Origin of the sequence: Chryseobacterium sp. MIQD13, assembly GCF_050496705.1 — a bacterium.
In the GTDB taxonomy this organism is placed as follows: Bacteria; Bacteroidota; Bacteroidia; order Flavobacteriales; family Weeksellaceae; genus Chryseobacterium.
The window spans coordinates 88,952-103,790 of sequence record NZ_JBNWAF010000003.1 but is presented as its reverse complement, the minus strand read 5'-3'; the positions used below and the strand labels follow the sequence as shown (position 1 = coordinate 103,790).

Here is a 14,839-nt window from a genome sequence, read left to right as displayed (position 1 = left end):
GCATAGATACAAAATAAATCACAATGTAACGTATGCGTTCCTTTAAAATTCATGACAAAGGTCAAATTTTGACTAATGGATAGAGAGCAAGAACTTATAAAGTTTGGAAAAAGAATTAAGCAAATAAGAGAATCTAAAGATCTAACTCAAGCTCAACTTGCCCATAAGATTGGGAAAGACAGAGAATCCATTGCCAGATTAGAAAGGGGCGGAATTAATCCTACTTATTTGTATCTAATGGAAGTTTGTGAAGGGCTTGAGATAAGCATGGAAGAATTAATGAAGTTTTCAACTTTGGATATTTAGCTATTAATCATCTCAATGATTGTATTCATATACATAAATATTTACAATTTAGCTATAATATTATATCTTAAAGTTAAACACCTTACAAAAGTTCTTATATTTTAGAAGAAGTTTACTTCTCTTACATTTCAACTTAATCTTTACATTATTCGTAATACAGTTCAAATACTATATCTTTTAATATTTGAATGAAATTTTTTTAAGATTAATATTAAAGATTATAACAAACCCTCATCAGCAAAACTGTAATAAGACTCTTTATTGATGATTAAATGATCAAGTAATTTAATTTCTAAAAATCCACATGCTGTTTTCAATTTACTTGTAATATCCATGTCAGCTTTACTTGGTGTTAAGCTTGTGCTTGGATGATTGTGAATTAATATAATATGGGTTGAAATAGACTTTAATGCAATAGATAGAATTAATCTTATATCTACTACACTAGAAGATATCCCTCCTTTTGACAAACTATAAATGCCTATAACTTTAAGTGCATTGTTAAGAAACATGACTTTAGCTTCTTCAAACATTTCAATGGTACTTAGATTCCAATTGTTGAGAGCTACTTTGTATGATAATTCACTAGTAGAGACCATAGTACCTATTATGTTAGGAGAATAAGAAACTTGTATTTCTGATATTTGATGATGTTCCATAAATAAAAAGAATTAAGTGGGGAATTATAGAATAAAAACTTCCAATCTCGTATTTACACTGTATAGCATAGAATACGATACTGGAAGTTTTATGTAATAAAGTTCTATTTTGAACTCTAAGATTAATCTGCTAATACATGATCATATTTTCCATTAGTAGAAAAAGCTTTTAAATCTACTTCAAAGTTGTCAGATGAAACTTTGTTAGACTTTATTGAGCTAGAAGAAACATTACTTTCTGGTACATAAGCAAACCTGTGTTGCATAATAATGGATTCTCCTGTTTCTTTAATAACATACTCATAAGGCTCACATTTTTCTTTCTGAACACTGCCCTGAAGTTCTGTACCAATTAAAGCTTTACAGGTTTCTTCATCAAATGTAGATGAAATAAAGGTTTTCTTGGCTGTAGCATAATATTGATTGGTCTTTTGGCTTAATACCATTTCAATTCCTCCTTGAACTTCTAAAGCACAAAATGTTGTACCATCCTCTCTTTGTCTTGCTTTGTAACTGATAATTCTTACCATTGTTTTTAAGTTTTTGAGTTAGATTTTCATCTTTCCTAAGAGATATGTTCAGATTCAACTATAGTTCTAGAAGGAATTTATAGTCTGCCTGAAATTTTATTTCTATTAGGAAGAGGTGCGGGGAGCTTCCCGTTCCAAAAAGAAGTGGGGGTATTTCTCAAGGAGAATCAAGCTTACTTAAATACTTTTGAAATTTTTTAAAAAATTAGATTTATCTAATACTTACGGGAAACCATATTAACCTATAAAATAAAAATAATATATTTACGTATCAAATCATGAAATAAAATATTATGTACACAAATTATGATACATGGGAACATTTTGAATACTCAATAAATACTTTACACTTAGATTTAAGCAACCCAAGATTGAAATACAGAAACGTTAAGCTAAATCAAACAGAAATAATAAAGTTTTTAATACAGAATGAAAATGTATACGATTTGGCCAAGAAAATTTCTGAGGAAGGATATTTCGTAGGAGAAGAGCCAATAATATGTATTGAGGGTGATAAAAAAATAGTCTTAGAAGGCAATAGACGTGTTGCAGCTTTAAAAGTACTACAAGATCCAAGTAAATATTTATCTAATGCAAGAAGCAAAACATTACAGAAAAATATACTTGAAAATAATATTAAAACTGATCGGAAAATAAACTGTCATATTGCTCCCAATAGATTTCATGCAAACCCAATTATTTACGAAAGGCATAAAGGAGAATCTCTCAAGAAATGGGAAACTGGAAACCAGTATGCTTTTGTGGCTGATATGTATTATGAAGATGGGCTTGCAATTGAGGATATTGCAAATGTACTCAATGAAACAGTATCAAGAATATTAAAACCCTTGAGAGCCTATAATTTATTTCTTGAAGCTAAAGACATTTTAGAAAAGGAAGAAGGAGTAATAATTGAGATAGACAACTTTGATTTCACAAACCTAGAAAGATTTTATTCCTATGAAGAAGGAAGGAAAATTTTAGGTATCAATTTTAATCCTGACAATGCAGAGCTAATCATTAATATTCCAAGAGAAGAGTTTAATAAGAGATTATCAGTAATATTCAAAAGAATAATTGATGCAGAGAGCTTCTCCAGAGAGTTTAATAAGGAAGAGGAAAAGAGAAAGTATATTGAAGATTTGAAAACCAATTACAATTTTGATTTGAGTGTTTCAAGTAAAGAAGCAACAACTCAAAGTAAATCATCAAAGCAGACTACAAGTTTAGATGAGCAAAAGGGTAATATTACTTCTAGAAAGAAAAAAAGGAGAAAAAGAAGCTCTTTTTTTGATAGAATAGTCCCAAACGACATTGAGATTACCTTTAATAATGATAAACTAGACAGTCTATTTGATGAACTTAAGACAATGCCTAATGAAAAATATTACTCATTTGCTATTCTGCTTAGAACCTACTTAGAGCAGTCCCTTTATTATTATTTAAAAGCAAATCAATTATTTGATAATCTTTCAGAAAAAACAAATGAAAAAACATTAGAAGAAAGTAAAAAAAAGGTAGGTTCAGTAGCTCAATACTTAAAAAATACCTATAACATAGAAAAGGCAATAGATATAGAACCTATTATGAATATTCTTAGGTTCAATTCTTCTAAAGATTATTCGAATGCGTCCCTAAAAATTATGTTAGATTATATTGCAAATAATGAACTGAATAAATACTTTGATGTACAACAGTCTAAAAATTTAAAAAGTTATCTAACAAGAATAAAAGATGATTTAGATTTAGCAGTCCATAATATAGAAACTTACATAGATTTATCACATAATAAAAGAGCATGGAGCCATTTACAACCATTATTCTTAACTTTGAGCCAAAATATCAACAATAAAAACTAATGTTATATTCTCCTTTAAGATACCCAGGTGGAAAAAATAAACTATCAGCATTCATAGCCAAAATCTGTCTTGATAATAATGTTGATGGACATTATGTTGAGCCATACTCAGGGGGAGCTTCCGTGGCTCTTTTTCTGTTATTTGAAGGGTTTGTAAACAAAATCACTATAAACGATAAAGATAGGTCTATTTATGCATTTTGGTATAGCGTTTTAAATGAAACTGAAAAATTATGTAAATTAATATCTGATGCAGAGTTAACAGTTGACGAATGGAAAAAACAAAAAGGTATCCAAGCTAATAAAGAAACTGAAGCCTTATTAACATTAGGATTTTCTACATTCTATTTAAATAGAACAAATCGTTCTGGTATTATAAATGCGGGATTAATTGGTGGAGTTGGACAAACTGGGGAATATCTAATGGATTGTAGATTTAATAAAGAAGATTTAATCAAAAGAATAGAACTTATAGCATCTAGAAAAGAGGATATTAGATTATTTGAAAAAGATGCTATTGAACTCATAGAACTCATTCAAAGTGAAGCTAATGATGATAATATTATCTTTTATTTTGACCCTCCCTATTATTTAAAGGCTAGCTCGCTATATATGAATCATTATAAGGATGAAAATCATCAACTCGTTAGTGATAAAATTAAAGCAATAAATAATATTAGATGGATTGTATCTTATGACAATGTTCCAGAAATAAATGCTTTATATAATGATTGCAGTAAAAAAGAATTTTCTTTTAAACATACAGCATATAAAGCAAGAATTGGGAAGGAAATTCTTTTTTTTAGTGATACTTTAATCACTCCCAATAAGGAAAACTGGAATCCTTTAAAATTCAAATTATCAAGAAAAAAAAATCAAAAAGAGATAGTTTATGCTGAAAAAAAGAAAATGTAAATAGCCATGCTAATAAAAAAGATAACCATTGAAAAATTTAGAGGTTTTAATAATGCAGAATTTGAACTGGGAAACAATCTGACAGCTATTGCTGGGCAGAATGGTACACAGAAAACAACTATTTTAGGACTCTTAAGCCAACCATTCACAATTACTGATGATAGTAATCCAATTATTAATGAAAGACCACTTTCAGGCGGAAACTATAAATCATCTTTCTCAGAGAAATTCAAATTGTCTCAAAATTTTGACAAACCAAAGGATCATACTTGGACACTTGAAACAAACGATGAAGAAAATTCTGTATTCACATTAGAAAGTATTCCACGAGACAAAAACAATATCAGGTTTTGGCAGAAGGGTGATAAGTCAAAAGGGTCTGGCTATTTACAATATCCTGTTATCTATCTTAGTTTATCTAGATTAATGCCTATTGGAGAAGATAATAATATCAATACTAATAAAGATATTGAACTAACTAATGAAGAGCTAAATTTTTATAATGAATGGCATAATAGAATTTTAATATTACCAGACTTAAATATCAACTCTGTTGATTATTTGTCAAGTAAACAAAAAAACACTTTAGGAGTTTCTACGGATCATTATGATTGGAAAATGAACTCTTCAGGACAGGATAATATTGGCAAAATACTTCTTGCTGTTTTATCATTTAAAAGGTTAAAAGAAAAATATCCTACTCATTACAAGGCTGGCATACTAGTTATAGATGAAATAGATACCACCTTATACCCTGCATCACAATTAAAATTAATAGAAGCACTACGAAAGTTTTCTTCAAAATATGATATCCAAATAATTTTCACAACACATTCTCTTACAATACTGGAAAATATTTGTGAGTTGCAAAATGATGAAAAATTAAGAAATCAAGTTAAGGTAGTATATTTACAAAAAGTAGATAACCAAATAGTTGTAAAGGATAATATTTCAATAGAATTTATTAAAAATAAATTAAATGTAAGTCTTCTTCTTCAAACAAAAGCATCAAAGATTAATTTGTTCACTGAAGATAAAGAAGCTGAAATTTTTTTGAAAGTTTTATTAAAATCCAGAAAAAGTCAAGTTAGCTTCATTCAGTGTACTTTAGGTTGTAATAATTATGTCGAATTAGTAAGAAAAAAAATAAAAGGATTTAATTTTCCTGAAAGTATAATCTGCTTAGATGGTGATGTTAACCAAAAAGCTAATATGATCAGAGAAATTAAAAAACATAAAAATTTTCTTATCCTCCCAGGTAATGATTCTCCTGAAAAAATATTAGCAGAAATGCTCTATAATGAACCTGATTCATCAGATATATGGGAAAAATTATATAATGGCTATGATAAACAAATCTGTTTTAGAGATTATAATATATCTGATATTAGAACAAATAGAGAAAAATCAAAATTATGGTTCAATACTCAAAAGCAATATTGGGGGCAAGCATGTAGCAAGTTAATCAATATTTGGATTTCTAGAAATAAAAATGATGCTGAAACATTTATAAATACATTTGATAAGCTAATTCTAAAATATAAATAGGCTAATCCTAAAAGTCTACTTAATCATCACATAAATTCACAAAACTAAATATTCCCCACTTAATATATCGTGGGGATATCTGTCTTAAATCAATCTGTTAATCTATTCAAAGCACTGATTAAAATATTTTTTTTTTAATTGTTTATATATTATTATGTTGGGAGTTTTACTGAAACTTTGAGTGTCCATTTTTACTAAAATTACTTGGGTTGTTTAAATTGATAAGTAATGACTTTTTAGCTTCAAAATCAGGTTTTAAGCTTCCCTGATACTGTGGAAATTGTCTGTATATGGCTAATAGTTCTGTAACAGACTTACAGTTTTGAATAGCTTCATAAACCTCTTTTTCTGTTACATGGGAAAGATTTAAACTTGAATTACTTTCGTAAGGAGAAATACCCTCAAATGCTTCTTTAGGATCTATTTTAGGCATTTTATCCCTTCCTCCGGAGCTTTGTGTAAAGTTTTCAGTAGAATTGTCTTTTGAGCCTGAATTACACCATTCCAATATCATTCTGCCTGTATCAGGAGTAATAAGAAATTCAGGTTTATTCATAAATAATCCTGTCCTGTCTTTTGAAGCCTTAGCACGATGATTTTCATTAATAAGCTCTAAGTTTATAGTTAGCTCATACTCAAAACCTTCTCTGGTGATTTCCTTAGTTCCATGTTTCACAACTTGGGTTTTACCATTGCTACCTATATCAAGGGAATAATCTATTTTCCTTCTAGTAGTAGTGATAATATGGCAGTTTGACTGCAATATCTTATTAATAAAGGCTTGGTGGCGAGGTGTTACATTAGCCCAATCTTGAAATCTACCTCCCAATTTTTCATGAATATCAAGACATCCACCAGTACCATTCCATTCATGGCTAGCTGAATCTATGATAATAACCTCAATTTTTGATTTCTCACATAGTTCAATAGCTTGGATATATCTTTCAGGACTATAAGAAGGTTGTAGGTCTAATACATTATAATTGCCTAAATCCGAATACAAAGAGGCTGAAGAGTTCTCAGTATCAATGACAGCTATTTTGCTCCAGTCCTGTGTCATACCATAGGCTAATAATAAGGCTGATTTGGTCTTTCCAAATCCAGATGCTCCAGACAAACCAAGCCTCAACTTGACTTGTTGCTTTTGTGATTTTTTTATCTCCATAATGACGTTTTTTAAATTTTGGAATACATATTGAATTAATTATAGCAGATTAAATGGGATAAAGTTAGATGCCACTTGCTTTGGAATGAAGCACCTCTTAGGATTAACACCCTAAAGGCACAGCACCCTCAAGAGAGGGGGTAATGGAACTAACCTCATTGGTGGGCAATGCTTCTGAAGCTCACTTAAATAAAAAAAATAGCCCAAGTGCAGAAGCATCACTTGATAATAATGGCTATAAGAGAATACCTAGATTAACGTTGTATTTACCTGAAAATTTAGACATTGATTCTATTTTGATGGACAATGAACAAGATTCTCAATTAGATAGAGATAAGTTAATCTACATTCTCCACCTTATTTATGCTATCCCAGCTCAAAAAAAGAAAGCTATTGAAGAGTACACGGGATATACTCCTATTAGTAAAAAAATTTTGGGTAGTATAATTAAGGACTATAGGAAGTATATTGATTATCTAAAAGAACAAAACATTATTGAAGAAGACAATTATATTGTTGGTTTAAAATGTGCTGGATTAAGATTTTCTGAAAGATATAGGAGTAAATTAAAACCTGTCGATATCTCAAAATGGCCTTTAATTAAAAATCTTGTATACTTAAGAAAACAGTTCAATCAGGATGCAACCCAAGAATTATCGTTTCTAAAAAAATGGTTTGAAAATTTAGATGTTGATATTTTAAAAGCTAGAGCTTATTTAGCATCAGAATTAGCTAAAGATGAAATAAACGGAATTGAGCATTCTCTTGTGAGATATAATAGCAGACTGCTTCCTATTGAGAGACTTTCTGCAAAGAATAATATCAATTTCTTTGTAGATAATACGGCAGGAAGACTTCACACTCCTATTACACAATTAAAGTCTGAATTAAGACAATATTTAAAATGGAAAGGTAAAGTCTTATGTAGTGTAGATATTTCAAATTCTCAACCTTATCTTCTGCAATCACTTATGAATGTAGAATTATTTGAGAGATGTAATATGGCTGATAGAATTAATGCTGTAAATCCGGCCATAGACACTACTAGATTAAAAAATTTGATTGCTAGTATATCTTCTAAAAAAGATGTAATTAGTTTTAATCAAATTGTAACTTCTGGTAGATTCTATGAAAACTTTGGAAAATTACTCAAAGAAAATGGAGAGTTAATTGGTGTTCCAGATGAGAAAATAAAAGAGAAGGTAAAAGAAATCATTTTCACAACCTTCTTTTCTAAAAACTCTGCTATTAGGTACAGAAATATTATTAAACTTTTTAAAAGGACTTTTCCTAATGTATATAAAGTTATAAGTGCTGTTAAAAAGGCTAAACATAATACTCTAGCGATAATTCTTCAAAATTTGGAAGCTGAGATTATTCTTCATAATGTTTGTAAAAAGCTGAATAAAAAATATCCCGCAGTTCCTCTATTTACATTGCATGACTCTGTAATAACAACAGAAGACAATGTTGAATTAGTAGAAAAAACAATTCAGCAAACTATGAAAAAGTTCTTTGATAAAAAGGTCTCTTTAAAAATTGAGAGGTGGGAATAATCCACCTCTTTTTCATTTTAATTTCTCATTTAGCCTAAACATCTGCTCACTAACCTTTTTCTGTACTACCTTAGCATAATGTTGCTGTGTTATGGTAATTTTTGAATGCCCTAAAAGTTGTGATACAATTTCCATAGGGACATCATTAAAAAGTAATACAGTTGTTGCAAAGGTTCTTCTTGCTAAATGATGAGTAAGCCTTTTATTTATTCCAACTATATCAGCTATTTCTTTCAAATAAACATTAAACTTTTGGTTACTTAACTTAGGAAGTACTCTCTTTTCATCAACATAATCATATTTATCAATGATTCTTTTACTTCTAGTAAGTAGAGGTATTGTTAACAAATGCTGAGTTTTCCCTCTCATCATATTAATCCATTCATTACCATCAAATCCCTTTATAATATGAGATTTTTCAAGATTAACCATCTCACTATAAGCCAAACCTGTATAACAACAGAATACAAACATATCCTTAACCATCTGCAATTTTTCAGCTTTAAATTGATATTCTTCAAGCTTAGCTAATTCTTCTTCAGTTAAATAAGTGATTTCTTTTTTAATATGTTTTACTTTATAGTTAGTAAAAGGCTCCTTGTGTAAAATATCTTCTGAGAGAGCAACCTTGACAATTTTCCTGAACCTTTGTATCATCTTATTAGTAGTTGCAAGAGCTAAAGATTTCTCTGCCTTCAGGAAGAATTCATAATCTTGAATAAACTTTAAGTCCAAATCTTTGAAATGATAGTCTCCCTTATTAAAAGAATACTTAATAAAGTCCTTTAATAACTCTTTTGCCTGTTTGAATTTCCACAAAGTTGCTATAGAATATCCCTTGCCTATCAGCTTTTCAATTCTATCATTATGTTCTTGAAAGAGCTGTAATATAGTTTTGTTTTTTTTAGGAGGATTTCCTTTATACTGCAAGAAAACATCTTCCACATCAAACTCTTCTTCATTGACCTGTAAAAACAAAAAAGCCTGATTAATTTTATTCTTAATCAGGCTCAATTGTGTATTGATAGTTTCGTTCTCATAATTTGGTGGTTTAGCTTTCTGCTGTTTATTATCCCAATTTTGAGGATTAATAAATATTCCTGTAGCAAAAGGTTTTCTTTCTCCCATGTAAGTAATCCTACACTTTAGGGGAGCTAGGCCTTTACTATTAGATTTTGATTTATCTAATACAAATAATATTTTAATTGTCATTTTCTAATATTAATGAGGGTTATAATGGGGTTCCAATTTTTCAGAATGGGGTTCCTTTTGGGGATCTTTTTTAGTGTAGATTTAAAAGACAATGAGAGTGTTCTAGAAAAAAGAAGAATATAAAACCTTGATTTTAATGCATAAAAAAAGCCTAAGCAAATCATACAGATTACTTAGGCTTTAAAAGTGGTCCCACCTGGGCTCGAACCAGGGACCACCTGATTATGAGTCAGGTGCTCTAACCAACTGAGCTATAGGACCTCAAAACTTGGTTAAATTTTGTGATTGCAAAAATAGCAAAATTTATTTCACTACAAAACTTTTTATTGCTTTTCTTGACAAAGTTCTACCAGTACGCCATTCGTAGATTTCGGGTGCAGGAAGACAACTAATTTGTTATCAGCACCTTCTTTTGGTTCTTCGGAGATAAACTGGAATCCTTCTTTTTTTAATCTTTCGATCTCTTCAAGGATATTTTCTACTCCGAATGCCAAATGATGGATGCCTTCACCTTTTTTATCTATAAATTTTGAGATCGGACTTTCAGGATTACTGGCTTCCAACAATTCAATCTTACTTTCTCCAGTTCCATAAAAAGACGTAACTACCCCTTCCCTTTCCACACTTTCTTTCTTATAGGATTCTTTTCCTAATAATTTAGCAAAAAGCTCATCAGAGACTCCTAAAGATTTTACGGCAATACCGATATGTTCTAGCTTCATAAATACTAATAATATAATTTAATCGTAAATTTGATACCGGAGCTGAATTTCAAGGGTATCAATTCAAACAAAAGTACTAAATTTGCACAACTTATGGAAAGTAACAGACAAAGAAAAGTAGCACAGATCATCCAGGAAGACTTCGCAGAGCTTTTCCGCAAACAGGCTTCAGAAAGCAAGCAAAGTATATTGGTATCCGTTTCAGATGTAAAGGTATCGGCAGATCTGGGTATTGCTAAAATTTATTTAAGTATTTTCCCGCAGGAATTCCGTTCTGCGGTGATGAAGGAAATTGAAGAAAATAAACCTCAGTACAGAAATTTTATCGGCCAGAAAATGGCAAAACAGGTACGTATCATTCCACAGCTAAACTTTTATCTGGACACAGCTCTTGATGATGTTGAAAGACTGGAAAGAGAATTAAGAGGCGAAGGCGACAATCCTGTTTTATAAATCTTGAAGAATATTGCATTTTATATAGCATCCAGATACCTTTTGGCTAAAAAAGGAAGCACCGCCGTGACTTTTATTACATGGCTTTCAGTAGGTGCGATGATGGTTGCTGTAACTGCAATGTTCGTGATCATTTCAGTATTCTCAGGCCTTGAGATTCTGAATAAAGATCTGATCTCCAATCTTCATGCTGACCTGACTCTGAAAAGCACTTCAGGAAAAACAGTGAAAGATATCAACAAAGTTATCAACGTTTTAAAAAACAATAAAGAAATCAGCAGCTTTTCTCGGGTAATTGAAGAAAAAGTATATGTCAATTATAAAGGTAAAGGTGATATTGCTTATTTAAGAGGAGTTGATTCTGCTTATGTAAAAGTCAATCCTATTGATAAGGATGTTTTCTACGGAACTTATCCGAGTTTCAAATACTCCAATGAAGTATTAATGGAAACCAACCTGCATAACAGGCTTTCGATTCCTATTGATTCCTCCAGTAATTATGCTACGGTCTTTATGCCTAAACCCGGAACCGGCATCATTAATAAGGAGGAAGACATATATAATAAAAGAGATTTTCTTGTAACAGGAGTTTTTCCCGGAAAAGAGCAACTTGACAGTTATATCATTGCACCAATAGAGCTTACAGAAGAATTACTCAGCCTTCCTAAGAAATCAGCATATCAGATTGTAATTAAATTAAAAAATGCTGAAAATGCCGATACTGTAAAGCAGAATCTTCTTACTTCACTGGGAAAAAATATTGAAATAAAAACCAAAGAAGAGGAAAATGCAGCCTTCTGGAAGATGATCAATACAGAAAAAATGTTCATCTATCTGATCTTTGCACTGGTGATTTTCATTACAACCTTTAATCTTGCCGGAGCTATTATTATTCTTCAGCTTGACAAAAAAGAACAGTCAAGATCTCTTGTTTCACTGGGCTTTCCTATCAGCCATTTAAGAATGACCTATTTCTATACCGGGCTTCTTATAGTGATTTCCGGAGTAATCTCAGGATTGATTTTAGGAACTTTACTCTGCTATTTCCAACTTTACACTGAATTTTTCAGAGCTAACGAAATACTTCCTTTCCCTGTAAAGATTGTGGGAAAAAATTATCTTATCGTAGCATGTACCGCATCCCTGTTCGGGATTATTATTTCATGGTTCTTTTCAAAGATCGGTAAAGACTATATTACTAAAAGTTAATATATTGATTTAAAATAAAATCCACTTCATTTTCAATTTTTTGTAACTTTACGGCCCAATTTTTTTGAAATGAAACGAATTTTATCCTTTATCTTTCTGAGTTCTGCAATGATCCTTGCATCAGCACAGGCACCCGCTACCTATTATGATGGAACCGCAGGTCTTACAGGCATAGCTTTAAAAAACAAGTTGAGCCAAATTATTACAGACGGTCATCAGGCTAAAACCTATAATGGTTTATGGACTGCCTATCAGACGACCGATCGTGATTATTTCTACGAAAATGACGGAACTGTTTTAGATATTTATTCTGAAAACCCGAATGGTCCGGACCCGTATAACTATACAATCATTACTAACCAGTGCGGCCAGTACAACAGCGAAAGTGATTGCTACAACAGAGAACATATTGTTCCTCAAAGCCTTTTTGATGAAGCTTCGCCAATGGTAGCTGATGTAAACTTCATCAGAGCGACCGACGGAAAGGTGAACGGTATGAGATCAAACTATCCGTTTGGAAAAGTGCAAAGCGCTTCCTTTACTTCACAAAACGGTTCTAAACTTGGAAGTTCTGCATCTGCAGGATATGGAGGAACAGTATTTGAGCCGATAGACGCTTTTAAAGGTGATGTTGCCAGAATGATTTTCTATTTTGTAACAAGATACCAATCCCAACTGGGAAATTTTACAAGTGCAAATGGAACCGGAGACATGCTTGGAACAACAGCATTTCCGGGACTGCAAACCTGGGAACTGGATCAGCTACGTGCATGGCATGCATTAGATCCGGTATCACCTGCTGAAATTGCAAGAAACAATGCGACCTACGAATACCAGAAAAACAAAAACCCTTTTATTGATCACCCGGAATTTGTTGAATTGATCTGGGGATCAGCTGTTGCAGATACAGAAGCTCCTACTGCAGCTACCAACCTTACTACTCAAAACCCTACTTCCAATACCATATCATTAAGCTGGACAGCTGCTACAGATAATATTGGCGTTGTTGGTTATGATGTATACGTTAACGGTGTATTAAAAACAACTGTTTCAGGAACAACGGTAACTGTTCAGGGATTGTCACCTTCTACTACATATACTTTTTATGTCATTGCAAAAGATGCTTCAGGAAACGCTTCCCCACAAAGTAATTCTGCAGTCGGAACAACTCTTGCAGGACAGCCTGGAAATGCCAGCTGCGGAACAGAAACTTTTGAAACCATTCCGGCTTCAAGTTCAAGCTACAGCACAAGAACCTGGACGAACAATAATATCACCTGGATTGCAACAAGAGCAAGAACAGATCAATCCATTACCGGTGCAACCATTCCAAATGTAGGAGGTAAAGCCATTGCTATTGAAAACGGAAACCTTAGCAGCTCAACAATTTCCGGCGGAATCCAAAGCCTTACGATTACCCCGCAATTGGTATTTAATGGAAGTCCAAGTGTTTTGAATCTTGAGATCAACGGAATTTTGGTAGGAACCATACCATATTCTTCAACCGCTGCAGCAGTAACAATTAATAACATTAACGTAAGCGGAGATATCGTTATTAAAATTACAAACACCACTCCAACCAATAGAGTAATTCTTGATGGACTAAGCTGGACCTGTTTCAGTACATTGGGAACTTCAGATGCAAGAAAAGACAAATCAGGATTCGCCATCTACCCTAACCCGGTAAAAAACAACGAATTATTTGTAAAAGGTGAAAACCTAAGCAAAATTTCAAAAGCTGAGATTTATGACCTTTCAGGAAAACTGATTGAAACCATTGCAAATCCTTTCAAAAATTCCAATAAAATTAGTCTTAAAGGAATTGCCAAAGGAAGTTACATTTTAAAAACAGACAGTTTCTCTACAAAATTCATGGTAGACTAATCTGTAAAAAATATTTGACAATAAAGACCGGTTTTATTCGGTCTTTTTTTTATTTTTGATACATGGATTCCAATAAAAAATTAGGACTGATCGGGAAAAACATTTCCTATTCCTTTTCCAAAAAATTCTTTGAAGACAAGTTTCAGAAGCTGATGCTGAAAGATTTTACCTACAATATTTTTGATCTGAATGAAATCAACGAAGTAGAAAATCTCCTTGCCGATCCGGAACTTCTAGGGTTCAATGTTACCATCCCTTACAAAGAAAAAATTGTTGATTATCTGGACGGGCTCAGCGATGAAGCAGAAAAAATTGGTGCCGTAAACTGTGTTCTAATCAAAGACGGCAAAAAAACAGGTTATAATACAGATGCGTTCGGTTTTGAGAAAACCCTGCTGCTTCACAAAAAAACACATCAAGATAAAGCTCTGATTCTGGGGAACGGAGGTGCTGCAAAAGCTGTGAAATACATTATGGATAAACATGGAATTCCATCCATCACCATTTCCAGGAATTCAGAAATCAATTTCAAGAATCTTGATGCTGAGACGGTCCGCAATCATAAAATTATCATCCAGTGTACTCCGGTGGGTACGTTTCCAAATGTTGAAGACTGTCTGGAATTTCCTTTTGAGGGAATCACTTCAGAACATCTTATTATTGACCTGATTTACAACCCCAACTATACTCAATTCATCATTAAAGCTTCAGAAAAAGGAGCCAAAACAGTGAATGGTTATTATATGCTTGAACAGCAAGCAGAAAAAGCTTGGGAAATTTGGAATTTTCAAAAAAAATAACCTAAATTAGTACCTTAATTGG

Annotated in this window: 14 protein-coding genes and 1 tRNA gene; 9 read left to right on the top strand and 6 right to left on the bottom strand. The window is 31.9% G+C overall.

What is annotated here, in order from left to right:
* The first annotated feature begins 75 nt into the window (after positions 1–75).
* Positions 76–306 carry a helix-turn-helix domain-containing protein gene (locus ACQWU4_RS12735; RefSeq protein WP_103291322.1) on the top strand — a complete coding sequence of 77 codons (231 nt, stop codon included), beginning with the start codon at positions 76–78 and terminating at the stop codon, positions 304–306.
* Between the two features lie 218 nt (positions 307–524).
* Here ACQWU4_RS12735 and ACQWU4_RS12730 read toward each other — a convergent pair whose 3' ends face one another.
* Entirely contained in the window at positions 525–965 is a 441-nt protein-coding gene (locus ACQWU4_RS12730) for a JAB domain-containing protein (RefSeq protein ID WP_429936144.1), read from the bottom strand.
* 122 nt (positions 966–1,087) lie between these two features.
* Positions 1,088–1,495, bottom strand: coding sequence for a hypothetical protein (locus tag ACQWU4_RS12725; RefSeq protein WP_429936143.1), 408 nt, complete (start codon positions 1,493–1,495; stop codon positions 1,088–1,090).
* A 293-nt stretch (positions 1,496–1,788) separates the two neighbouring features.
* Here ACQWU4_RS12725 and ACQWU4_RS12720 point away from each other — a divergent pair, with 293 nt between their 5' ends.
* From ACQWU4_RS12720 to ACQWU4_RS12710, 3 genes are read left to right on the top strand one after another with little or no spacing between them, the layout of a single operon-like run.
* Positions 1,789–3,354, top strand: a complete 1,566-nt coding sequence (locus tag ACQWU4_RS12720) for a hypothetical protein (protein WP_429936142.1) — start codon at positions 1,789–1,791, stop codon at positions 3,352–3,354.
* Positions 3,354–4,268, top strand: coding sequence for a DNA adenine methylase (locus tag ACQWU4_RS12715; protein ID WP_429936141.1), 915 nt, complete (start codon positions 3,354–3,356; stop codon positions 4,266–4,268). The genes ACQWU4_RS12720 and ACQWU4_RS12715 overlap by 1 nt, the downstream gene beginning before the upstream one ends.
* 6 nt (positions 4,269–4,274) lie before the next feature.
* Positions 4,275–5,816, top strand: a complete 1,542-nt coding sequence (locus ACQWU4_RS12710) for an ATP-dependent nuclease (protein WP_429936140.1) — start codon at positions 4,275–4,277, stop codon at positions 5,814–5,816.
* A gap of 166 nt (positions 5,817–5,982) precedes the next feature.
* Here the strand turns inward: ACQWU4_RS12710 and ACQWU4_RS12705 are convergent, their stop codons facing one another.
* On the bottom strand, positions 5,983–6,981 hold the full coding sequence (locus ACQWU4_RS12705; protein ID WP_429936139.1) for an AAA family ATPase: 999 nt from the start codon (positions 6,979–6,981) through the stop codon (positions 5,983–5,985).
* A gap of 143 nt (positions 6,982–7,124) precedes the next feature.
* Here ACQWU4_RS12705 and ACQWU4_RS12700 point away from each other — a divergent pair, with 143 nt between their 5' ends.
* Positions 7,125–8,537 (top strand): hypothetical protein, encoded by a 1,413-nt coding sequence (locus tag ACQWU4_RS12700; protein ID WP_429936138.1) that lies wholly within the window; start codon positions 7,125–7,127, stop codon positions 8,535–8,537.
* Positions 8,538–8,549: 12 nt separating this feature from the next.
* Here the strand turns inward: ACQWU4_RS12700 and ACQWU4_RS12695 are convergent, their stop codons facing one another.
* From ACQWU4_RS12695 to mce, 3 genes are all read right to left on the bottom strand, one after another.
* Positions 8,550–9,749: a site-specific integrase gene (locus ACQWU4_RS12695; protein WP_429936137.1), complete on the bottom strand. Its 1,200-nt coding sequence runs from the start codon at positions 9,747–9,749 to the stop codon at positions 8,550–8,552.
* Positions 9,750–9,936: 187 nt separating this feature from the next.
* Positions 9,937–10,010 (bottom strand) — tRNA-Ile (locus ACQWU4_RS12690).
* A gap of 62 nt (positions 10,011–10,072) precedes the next feature.
* Entirely contained in the window at positions 10,073–10,471 is a 399-nt protein-coding gene (gene mce / locus ACQWU4_RS12685; protein WP_429936136.1) for a methylmalonyl-CoA epimerase, read from the bottom strand.
* Between the two features lie 93 nt (positions 10,472–10,564).
* Between mce and rbfA the strand changes: the two genes are divergently transcribed.
* The 4 genes from rbfA to ACQWU4_RS12665 all read left to right on the top strand — a co-directional run bounded on the left by rbfA (position 10,565) and on the right by ACQWU4_RS12665 (position 14,817).
* The gene (gene rbfA / locus ACQWU4_RS12680) at positions 10,565–10,924 is read left to right on the top strand and encodes a 30S ribosome-binding factor RbfA (RefSeq protein WP_062652962.1); all 360 of its coding nucleotides are present in this window, start codon (positions 10,565–10,567) and stop codon (positions 10,922–10,924) included.
* A 3-nt stretch (positions 10,925–10,927) separates the two neighbouring features.
* On the top strand, positions 10,928–12,133 hold the full coding sequence (locus tag ACQWU4_RS12675; RefSeq protein WP_429936135.1) for an ABC transporter permease: 1,206 nt from the start codon (positions 10,928–10,930) through the stop codon (positions 12,131–12,133).
* Positions 12,134–12,202: 69 nt separating this feature from the next.
* Positions 12,203–14,017 carry an endonuclease gene (locus ACQWU4_RS12670; RefSeq protein WP_429936134.1) on the top strand — a complete coding sequence of 605 codons (1,815 nt, stop codon included), beginning with the start codon at positions 12,203–12,205 and terminating at the stop codon, positions 14,015–14,017.
* Positions 14,018–14,079: 62 nt separating this feature from the next.
* A complete protein-coding gene (locus tag ACQWU4_RS12665; protein ID WP_429936133.1) occupies positions 14,080–14,817 on the top strand; it encodes a shikimate dehydrogenase family protein in 738 nt (245 codons plus the stop codon).
* The last annotated feature ends 22 nt before the right edge of the window (positions 14,818–14,839 follow it).